The organism is Streptomyces alkaliterrae, from assembly GCF_007097205.2.
Classification (GTDB): Bacteria; Actinomycetota; Actinomycetes; order Streptomycetales; family Streptomycetaceae; genus Streptomyces; species Streptomyces alkaliterrae.
The window spans coordinates 1-9,184 of record NZ_VJYK02000223.1 but is presented as its reverse complement, the minus strand read 5'-3'; the positions used below and the strand labels follow the sequence as shown (position 1 = coordinate 9,184).

At 69.7% G+C, this 9,184-nt stretch carries 6 protein-coding genes and 1 pseudogene; 2 read left to right on the top strand and 5 right to left on the bottom strand.

Features of this window, described 5'->3' with window-relative positions; translation table 11 throughout:
- The 3 genes from meaB to FNX44_RS19160 form a co-directional block, all read right to left on the bottom strand.
- Positions 1-887 (bottom strand): methylmalonyl Co-A mutase-associated GTPase MeaB (gene meaB, locus FNX44_RS19170; protein WP_143649532.1); only part of this gene is annotated, 887 nt, incomplete at its 3' end.
- A gap of 107 nt (positions 888-994) precedes the next feature.
- The gene (gene scpA / locus FNX44_RS19165; RefSeq protein ID WP_143649531.1) at positions 995-3,256 is read right to left on the bottom strand and encodes a methylmalonyl-CoA mutase; all 2,262 of its coding nucleotides are present in this window, start codon (positions 3,254-3,256) and stop codon (positions 995-997) included.
- Positions 3,256-5,190, bottom strand: coding sequence for a methylmalonyl-CoA mutase family protein (locus FNX44_RS19160; protein WP_143649530.1), 1,935 nt, complete (start codon positions 5,188-5,190; stop codon positions 3,256-3,258). Before FNX44_RS19160 ends, scpA begins: the two co-directional genes overlap by 1 nt.
- 137 nt (positions 5,191-5,327) lie before the next feature.
- Between FNX44_RS19160 and cobF the strand changes: the two genes are divergently transcribed.
- Positions 5,328-6,134 carry a precorrin-6A synthase (deacetylating) gene (gene cobF, locus FNX44_RS19155; protein ID WP_143649529.1) on the top strand — a complete coding sequence of 269 codons (807 nt, stop codon included), beginning with the start codon at positions 5,328-5,330 and terminating at the stop codon, positions 6,132-6,134.
- Between the two features lie 158 nt (positions 6,135-6,292).
- Positions 6,293-6,966: pseudogene (locus FNX44_RS19150) on the top strand (transposase family protein); the annotation flags it as partial.
- Positions 6,967-6,982: 16 nt separating this feature from the next.
- Here FNX44_RS19150 and FNX44_RS19145 read toward each other — a convergent pair.
- Both FNX44_RS19145 and FNX44_RS19140 read right to left on the bottom strand, forming a co-directional pair.
- Entirely contained in the window at positions 6,983-7,738 is a 756-nt protein-coding gene (locus tag FNX44_RS19145) for a hypothetical protein (protein WP_143649528.1), read from the bottom strand.
- Positions 7,739-8,423: 685 nt separating this feature from the next.
- On the bottom strand, positions 8,424-8,891 hold the full coding sequence (locus tag FNX44_RS19140; RefSeq protein ID WP_143649527.1) for a hypothetical protein: 468 nt from the start codon (positions 8,889-8,891) through the stop codon (positions 8,424-8,426).
- Positions 8,892-9,184 lie beyond the last annotated feature (293 nt).

The following is a 9,184-nucleotide window of genomic DNA, read 5'->3' as shown; positions in this document are numbered from 1 at the left end:
GCGCGGAGGCGGTCGAGGAGTTGGTCCTGGACCATGGCCCAGACCCAGGCGACCTGCTGGTCCTTGCGTTTGGCGGCGAGGGCGCCGGTGGCGTCGAGGACGGCGCGGTGTTGTTCGAGGCGGTCCCAGACCTCGTCGAGGCCCTTGTCGTCGCGGGCGCTGCAGGTGAGGACGGGCGGGTTCCAGGCTTCCCGGTCCTCGGCGTCGGAGGCGTGCAACAGGCGGAGGGCGCCGGCGAGTTCGCGCGCGGCGGTGCGGGCCTCGCGTTCGTGGGGGCCGTCGGCCTTGTTGACGGCGACGACGTCGGCGAGTTCGAGTACGCCCTTCTTGATGCCCTGGAGCTGGTCGCCGGTGCGGGCGAGGGTGAGGAGGAGGAAGGAGTCGACCATGGCGGCGACGGTGGTCTCGGACTGTCCGACGCCGACGGTCTCGACGAGGACGACGTCGTAGCCGGCGGCCTCCATGACGACCATGGTCTCGCGGGTCGCGCGGGCGACGCCGCCTAGGGTGCCGGCGCTCGGGGAGGGCCGGACGAACGCGTTGGGGTCGGTGGCGAGACGCGCCATGCGCGTCTTGTCGCCGAGGATGGAGCCGCCGGTGCGGCCGGAAGAGGGGTCGACGGCGAGGACGGCGACGCGGTGGCCGCGCCCGGTGAGGAGCGTGCCGAGGGAGTCGATGAAGGTGGACTTGCCGACGCCGGGTACGCCGCTGATGCCGACGCGGCGGGCGGCCCCCGTGAAGGGGAGGAGTTCGACGAGGAGTCGCTGGGCGAGTTCGCGGTGGTCGGCGCGGGTGGACTCGACGAGGGTGATGGCACGGGCGACGTGGGCCCGTGATCCCTCGCGGACGCCCTGGACGTAGGCGTCGATGTCGATCTTCGGCGGCATCAGCTCACAGGCTCACAGGTCGGTCGGGCCGGAGGGGTCGGTGGGGGCCGGAGGTCTCGCCTTCGGCGGCGGGGTCACCGGGACGGTACCCCGCCGCCGAACGGCGGTCAGGCGGCGGGCGGTTGTTGGGAGTCCCGCTGGGGGTGCCGCTCGGGGTGCCCGAGGCTGGACGCCAGGGAGCGCAGCAGGTCGTGTGCGGCGTCCGGGATGACCGTGCCGGGCGGGAAGACGGCGGCGGCGCCCATGTCGAGCAGCGGCTGCACGTCCTGCGGCGGGATGACGCCGCCGACGACGATCATGATGTCCTCGCGGCCCTGCGCGGCCAGTTCCTCCCGCAGGGCGGGGACGAGCGTGAGGTGGCCGGCGGCCAGCGAGGAGACGCCGACGATGTGCACGTCGGCCTCGACGGCCTGCCGGGCGACCTCCGCGGGCGTCTGGAACAGCGGGCCGACGTCGACGTCGAAGCCGAGGTCGGCGAAGGCCGTGGCGATCACCTTCTGGCCGCGGTCGTGGCCGTCCTGGCCCATCTTGGCCACGAGGATGCGCGGGCGGCGGCCCTCGGCCTCCTCGAACTCGTCGACGAGCGCGCGGGTGCGGGCCAGCGCGGAGGACGGTCCGGCTTCGTCTCGGTACACACCGGAGATCGTACGGATCTGGCCGGCGTGGCGGCCGTAGACCTTCTCCAGTGCGTCGGAGATCTCACCGACGGTGGCCTTGGCGCGGGCGGCGTTGACGGCGAGGTGCAGCAGGTTGCCGTCGAGGGAGCCGCCGCCCTGGTGGCCGGCCTCGGCGGCGTGGGTGAGGGCGCGCAGCGCGTCCTGGCAGACGGCCTCGTCGCGTTCCTCGCGCAGTCGCCGCAGCTTGTCGATCTGCTGGGCCCGCACGGACGAGTTGTCGACCTTGAGAACGTCGATCTGCTCGTCGCTGTCGACGCGGTACTTGTTGACGCCGATGACGGGCTGGCGGCCGGAGTCGATGCGCGCCTGGGTGCGGGCGGCGGCCTCCTCGACGCGCAGCTTGGGGATGCCCTCGTCGATGGCCTGGGCCATGCCGCCGGCGGCCTCGACCTCCTGGATGTGCTGCCAGGCGCGGCGGGCGAGGTCGTAGGTGAGGCGTTCGACGTAGTTGCTGCCGCCCCACGGGTCGATGACCCGGCAGGTTCCGGACTCCTGCTGGAGGAGGAGCTGGGTGTTGCGGGCGATGCGGGCGGAGAAGTCGGTGGGCAGGGCCAGCGCCTCGTCGAGGGCGTTGGTGTGCAGGGACTGGGTGTGGCCCTGGGTGGCGGCCATCGCCTCGACGCAGGTGCGGGTGACGTTGTTGAAGACGTCCTGCGCGGTGAGCGACCAGCCGGAGGTCTGCGAGTGGGTGCGCAGCGACAGCGACTTGGCGTTCTTCGGATCGAACTGCTTGACCAGCTTGGCCCACAGCAGGCGGGCGGCCCGCAGCTTGGCGACCTCCATGAAGAAGTTCATGCCGATCGCCCAGAAGAACGACAGCCGGGGTGCGAACGCGTCGACGTCCAGGCCCGCGCCGAGGCCGGCGCGCAGGTATTCGACGCCGTCGGCGAGGGTGTACGCCAGCTCCAGGTCGGCCGTGGCGCCGGCTTCCTGGATGTGGTAGCCGGAGATGGAGATGGAGTTGTAGCGCGGCATCCGCTGCGAGGTGAAGGCGAAGATGTCGGAGATGATCCGCATCGACGGCTTCGGCGGGTAGATGTAGGTGTTGCGGACCATGAACTCCTTGAGGATGTCGTTCTGGATGGTCCCGGCCAACTTCTCGGGCGGTACGCCCTGTTCCTCGGCGGCGACGATGTACAGCGCGAGCACCGGCAGCACGGCGCCGTTCATCGTCATCGACACGCTCATGCGGTCCAGCGGGATGCCGTCGAAGAGCTGCCGCATGTCGTAGATGGAGTCGATGGCGACGCCCGCCATGCCGACGTCGCCGGTCACCCGCGGGTGGTCGCTGTCGTAGCCGCGGTGGGTGGGCAGGTCGAAGGCGACGGACAGGCCCTTCTGGCCGGCGGCGAGGTTGCGCCGGTAGAAGGCGTTGGACTCCTCGGCGGTGGAGAAGCCGGCGTACTGCCGGATCGTCCACGGCTGGTTGACGTACATCGTCGGGTAGGGGCCGCGCAGGTAGGGCGCGACGCCCGGGTAGGTGCCGAGGAAGTCCAGGTCGGCCGTGTCGGCGGCGGTGTACAGCGGCTTGACGCCGATGCCCTCGGGGGTCTCCCAGACGAGGTCGTCGGCGCTCTTGCCGGCGCCCTTCTCGACCTCGGCGCGCCAGCGCTCGGCGTCCGCGTCGGCGGTGGGCGCGCCGAGCGGGACGCCGGTGAAGTCCGGGATGGGATCGGAGGTGTGGTCGTTCATCACAGCGCTCCCGCCGGGTCCTGGTGCAGCAGTCGGTCGAGCAGTTCGGTGAGCAGGGCGACGGCGTTGTCGCCGACCGCCAGATGGCCGTCGACGCCCGCCGCCCGCAGGGTCTCGCGGAGTTCGCCGCGGGGGCGTCCGGCGAGCAGGACGCTGCGGGCGCCGGCGGCGCGGAACGCCTCGGCGACGGGCGCGGCCTGCTCGGCGTACACCTTGTCGGCGGAGCAGAGGCAGACGGCCGACGCCTCGTGCTCGCGCAGCAGCGCGGCGGCGGCTGCGGCGTCGGTGTCCGGCCCGACGGGCACGGTGACGGGTTCGATGCCGCCGGCCTGGAAGAGGTTGGCGGCGAACGTGGCCCGGCCGGTGTACGCGGCGGGGCTGCCGAGCGCGGCGAGCACGATCCTCGGGCGGCGGCCGGTCTCGGCGAGCGCCTTGTCGGAGCGGGCGCGCAGCTCCTCGTACTGCTCGTCGCGGCGGACGCGCGGCAGTCCGCCGCTCTCCGGCTCGGGCGCCGGTTCACGGACGACGGGTTCCTCGGTGAGGAGGGGGAACTCGCTGACACCGGTGACCGGTTCGCGGCGGTGGGCCAGCGCCTCGCGGCGGCGGTTCCACGTGGCGTCGAGCCGTTCGGCGACGAACCCGGAGGCGAGCGCGGCCCGCTGGCCTCCGGCGCGCTCGATCTCCTGGAAGAACTCCCATGCGGCGGAGGCGAGTTCGTCGGTAAGGCTCTCCACGTACCAGGAGCCGCCGGCGGGGTCGACGACCCGGGCGACGTGCGACTCCTCGATGACGATCGTGGAGGTGTTGCGGGCGATGCGGCGGGCGAACCCGTCGGGCAGCCCGGCGGCGTGGTCGAACGGCAGCACGGTGACCGCGTCCGCGCCGCCGACGCCTGCGGCGAGCGTGGCGACCGTGGTGCGCAGCATGTTCACCCACGGGTCGCGGCGGGTCATCATCACCGGCGACGTCACGACGTGCTGGCGCTGCGCGGCGGCCGACGGGTCGGTGACGCCGCAGACCTCGGCGACGCGCGCCCACAGCCGGCGGGCGGCCCGCAGCTTGGCGATCGTCACGAACTGGTCGGCGGTCGCCGCGTACCTGAACTCCAGCTGGCGGCAGGCCTGTTCGGCGGTCAGTCCGGCGGCGGTGAGGTGCCGCAGATAGGCGACGCCGGTGGCCAGGGAGCAGCCCAGCTCCTCGGCGGGTGAGGCGCCGGCCTCGTGGTAGGGCAGCGCGTCGACGGTCATCACGCGCAGGCCCGGGTGGGTGTCGCCGAGGCGGCGCGCCCAGTCGGCGGCGGCGTCCAGCAGCCCGGCGGTGCGGGTGTCGTCTCCGCTGCGGGCCTGGAGGCCCAGCGGGTCGCCGCCGAGGTTCCCGGCGGCGGCGGACGGCGGCACCTCGGCGCGCTCGTACAGCCCGACCAGGGCGCGGGCGGCGGCGTCGAAGTCGGCGCCCGGCTCCAGCACGATCGGCGCGAGGTCCAGGTAGACGCCCTCCAGCACGGTCGGCAGGTCGGCGACGGCCAGGCCGCCCCGGCCGACGACCAGCCACAGGGAGCTGACGCCGTTCTCCAGGTCGGCCAGTGCCAGCTCGTTCGCGCGGCGCGCGTCGGGGTCACGGTGCTGCTGCCGTACGTCCCATCCGGCGGGGCTGTGGCCCTGCGGCCGCCCGCCGCGTACGAAGGGCGCGAAGCCGGGGAAACCGGTGGCGTCGGCCGCGCCGCCGCCCGGCACGTCGGCCGCGGTGTACAGCGGACGGGTGCGGAGCCCGTCCTCCAGCGTCGTGGACAGCGCGTCCTCGGCCGCGGTCCCGCTCGCCTCGGTGTTCGGGTCGCTCTTGCGGAGCACACCCTCCACGAGACGCTGCCACTGCTCACGGGTGGCATCGGGGAACTCGGCGGCCAGAGAGAGCCCGTCGTCAGGCAGGACCGTCATAGACGGCAGGCTAGGCGAGTGCACGTCTGAGCGCAGCGGGGCACGGCTGTGACCTTGAACTCTCCCGGACGGCGTGCGGGAGCGAGACGCGGACCCGGCTTCCGCGCCGGTGGGTCGGCCGGGCAGACTCGCCTTCCGTGAGACGAATCCATGTCATCGGCATCGGCGCGGGCGACCCCGAGCACCTGACGCTCCAGGCGGTGAACGCCATGCGCGACACCGACGTGTTCTTCCTGCTCGGCAAGGGCGAGGAGAAGCAGGAGCTGATCGACCTCCGCCAGGAGATGCTGGCGACGCACGCCCGCGAGGGCCACCGGGTGGTGGAGGCCCGCGACCCCGACCGGGACCGCACCCCGGCCCGCTACGCCTCCGAGATCGACCAGTGGCGCCGGGCCCGCGCGGACATCTACGAGGCGCTGATCAGGGACGAGCTGGGCGAGGACGGCCGGGGCGCGTTCCTGGTGTGGGGCGACCCGGCGCTGTACGACTCGACGCTGGCGATCCTGGAGGAGGTGCTGGGGCGCGGCGAGGTCGCGTTCGAGTACACGGTGGTGCCCGGCGTGAGCAGCGTGTCGACGCTGGCGGCCCGCCACCGCGTCGGGCTGAACCGCGTCGGCCGCCCGTTCCAGGTGACCACCGGGCGGCGGCTGGCCGAGGGCTGGCCGGCGGACGTGGACGACGTCGTCGTGATGCTCGACGCCCGCCACGCGTTCTCCCTCCTGCCCGCCGAGGAGCGCGCCGAGCTCGACATCTACTGGGGCGCCTACCTCGGCACCCCCGACGAACTCCTCGTCTCCGGCCCCCTCGACGAGGTCGCCGACGAGATCGAGCACGTCCGCTCCACCGCCCGCGACCGCAAGGGCTGGATCATGGACACGTACCTCCTCCGCCGCCGCGACACCGCGGAGCCCGCCAGCGAGGGCACAGGTGGCGGCAAGGCCTGATCCGCCCTCCCGTCTCGACGTCGCGTTCCACAGGAACGGCGTCGGAACCCGGCCCGGACCGGACCGGACGGCGTCACTGAGCCGCTTTCATCCTGTGCCGCAGGGTGAAATGGGCTGGTCAGCAGGGGAGTGACGAGGCAGGGCCCCTCGTCGTTGGCGTGGTGATTCCGCTCATCACAGGCGACCGAAGGGGTCCTGTCGGTTCCGTGTCCTGCCACGCTCGACGTCCCGCGCGAGCTCGTCGAGCATGTTGCCTGGCTGCTGCACGAGCACCACCAAGCCCGCAACACCCGCTGGCGCGAACTCGGTTGCTTCCGGCAGGCGCTGCTTACGCTGGTGCACCTGCGTAAGAACGAGGCGTGTCCGCAGCTCGGAGCCGGTTTCGGGATGCCCCAGGCCACCGCCTGGCGGTACGTCGACGAGACCTCGGAGGTCCTGGCCGGCTGGGCGCCCGGCCTCGGTGAAGGTGATCACGTCATCGTTGACGGCACCCTGATCCCCACCGGCCGGATCCGCGCGGACGAGCCGTACTACTCGATGAAACACCGCAGACATGGGATGAACGTGCAGGTCATCGCCCGATCCGGCGGCACACCACTCTGGTTCTCCCGCGCGACACCCGGCCGCACTCACGACCTGACCGCGGCCCGCGGCCACGGCATCGTCCAGGCATGCCTCACCCGGCAGACCCTCGTCCTCGCCGACCGGGCCTGCCAGGGCGCCCGCGCCACCTTCCGCACCCCTACTACCACCACCGCGAACAGCCGAGAACCAGCAGCAGTTCAACCGGGACCACGCTCACCTCAGAGCGCCCGGTGAACGCGCCTTCGCCCCAGGTTGAAAGAGGCTTACTCAACGAGAAATCGCCGCCCCAGACGTGCGCTTTCCGGAATTCGCAGCCAGACCGTGCTCTCGGAATCCCAGCCGTTGAGCGTCATCGTGCCCGTGGAAGTCTGCACGGGGACCCCCTGGGCGAGGATCAGCCCGGAGAAAGTCAGGTGAACGGCGTGGTGCACCTCTGAAACGCGCCGCCAGTCGAGGACTCGATTACTGCCCATCATCACCGACCCGAACTCCTCGCACAGTTCAGCGAAATCGCAGGGGCTGTTGATCGTGAACACGCTGAATTCGTCCGCGTCCGCGAAGAACTCGACACCCTCGACGGGATCTTGGCCCGCCACGTACCCAGATTCGGCCACCATAGCCCAGGCGGGTAGTCCCGGGGCGAGGAGCGAGGACGTCCACAGGACACCAGCGGGCTTTCCGCACAAGAACCGGTCGTAGAATAGCTTCGGCTGCCGAAGGGGCTCCCCGCCCTCGAGTCCGATGATCGCCTGCGGGAAGACGAGAGAGCGCGAAGTGAGCAAGGCCGGACCGCACTTCATCGCAGCTACCAGCTGTTCGGCGGCAGCCCGGTCGAGCCTCTCGTCGGGCGGATACTTGTCGTCCCTCCAGTGGCCATTGGTGAGAGACGTAGCCAGGTCTACAGCAGTTTCGTACAGCTCGTCAGGGGAGTCGATAGATCCCGCCGCCAACTCCCGGGCGAGATTTCGGGAAATAGGAGACCTCTGAACATCATCACTGCTGAAGATTTCCGATTGCATATTTCCCACCCCAAGGCCTTGACCACGTAACCTGCACAGAATTGAAGCGCTATCGACCCTGAACGTGCCTGCGTTCCGACTTCAGTGGGCCCGCACACCCCTGCACAGACCCACCGAAACCTCCTTGACACAGATCACGTACGGACCAGCCAAACGGCTGTCACCTGACCTACATCTTCGTACCCATCGGCCCGGTCCTCCGGATCCACACTCCAGTACATCTGCATTGTTGCGTATGTACCCGATCGGAGTGCGCGTAGAGGCGGCCTGAACTCCTGAGAACCACCCTCACCTTCCTTCAGGCGGCATGGTCTACCCAGCGCCACGCCACAGGACCAGACGTCTGCCTCCTGTTCCGGTATGCCAGCCGAGTCCACGCTTGAAAACGTGTTGACCTCTATGAGCGTGGGTTGCGCAAGCTTCTGGATCTCGAGGACCACCTCCTGCCTTCCCACCTCAATGGATGAAGGCCAGCGGACCACATCACCAGGGTCTCGCCTCTCGGTACTGATCGCAGCCCAGTCGAAAGTCAACAGAGGGAGCGCGCGTCCATTGGCCAATACCTTTGGAGGAACCCCTTCAGGGCCTGGGGATTCTCGACTCTCCGCCGCACCGCATCCGCCCACCCCCAGAGAGACAATGAGCGCGCCGACGACAGCAAGGCATGACTCTCTCTTCGGGCGCACTAGCCGCAAGATATCTTTACCGTCTTGCTGATGACCTCACCCTTACTCACCTTACGGTTCGAGAAGGTGATCCACGAGTTCCCCGTCAAGCGATGCTTATTGTTTCGGCACTTGTCGTTCCCGTTCGCCTTCACTTTCTTCTTATTGTGCCGCGTAACATCGCCCTTCTTGCCGATCCGATCCCATCCCCACCAGCGATCCTCCCACAACTGGGCTGTCACGCGAATCTCGGGCTGATTCTTCTTACAGTCCACGACGGCTTCCCCGTTTGTCCTCCCGGGATTGTGGTGGGAGTTGTGAGGATTATGTGCGGTGAAGTCACAGCAGTCCTGCTTGGTGCAACTCCCGGACCGCGCCGTGACACCGAGAGGAGATTCCTCAGGCATGGAGATCGTAATGCTGCTCGGCGCGTTATCCCAGTCGGGCTGACCCTCTTCGAGCCCGACAGCACCGACCGGCGTGGCCATGAGTACAAGAGCAGCGGTTGCCGTAACGACGGTCGCGATACGCGATGCCACTATCCCCCCATTTACTTGTGTGCACGATGAAACTGGTCAATTGTTCATCGCCTGGTCGAGATCAGCATAGACGCCCGTTCTTATCGGATTTACCGCTGCATCTGTGAGATGCGTCTCTCAGCTATCCTCTCGGGCCTTCGACCGCTGGGCGTCCGGAGAACCCGGAACTCAGACCCGCGGCCTCGAGTGTCGGGGCCGGGGTCACATCGGGCTGAAGACGTCGCGGAGGCGTAGGCGGGGGG

Coding starts and splice junctions, on each gene's coding strand:
- FNX44_RS19145 (WP_143649528.1), bottom strand. CDS start 7,738: ATGCAATCGGAAATCTTCAGCAGTGATGATGTTCAGAGGTCTCCTATT.
- scpA (WP_143649531.1), bottom strand. CDS start 3,256: ATGAACGACCACACCTCCGATCCCATCCCGGACTTCACCGGCGTCCCG.
- FNX44_RS19160 (WP_143649530.1), bottom strand. CDS start 5,190: ATGACGGTCCTGCCTGACGACGGGCTCTCTCTGGCCGCCGAGTTCCCC.
- FNX44_RS19140 (WP_143649527.1), bottom strand. CDS start 8,891: ATGGCCACGCCGGTCGGTGCTGTCGGGCTCGAAGAGGGTCAGCCCGAC.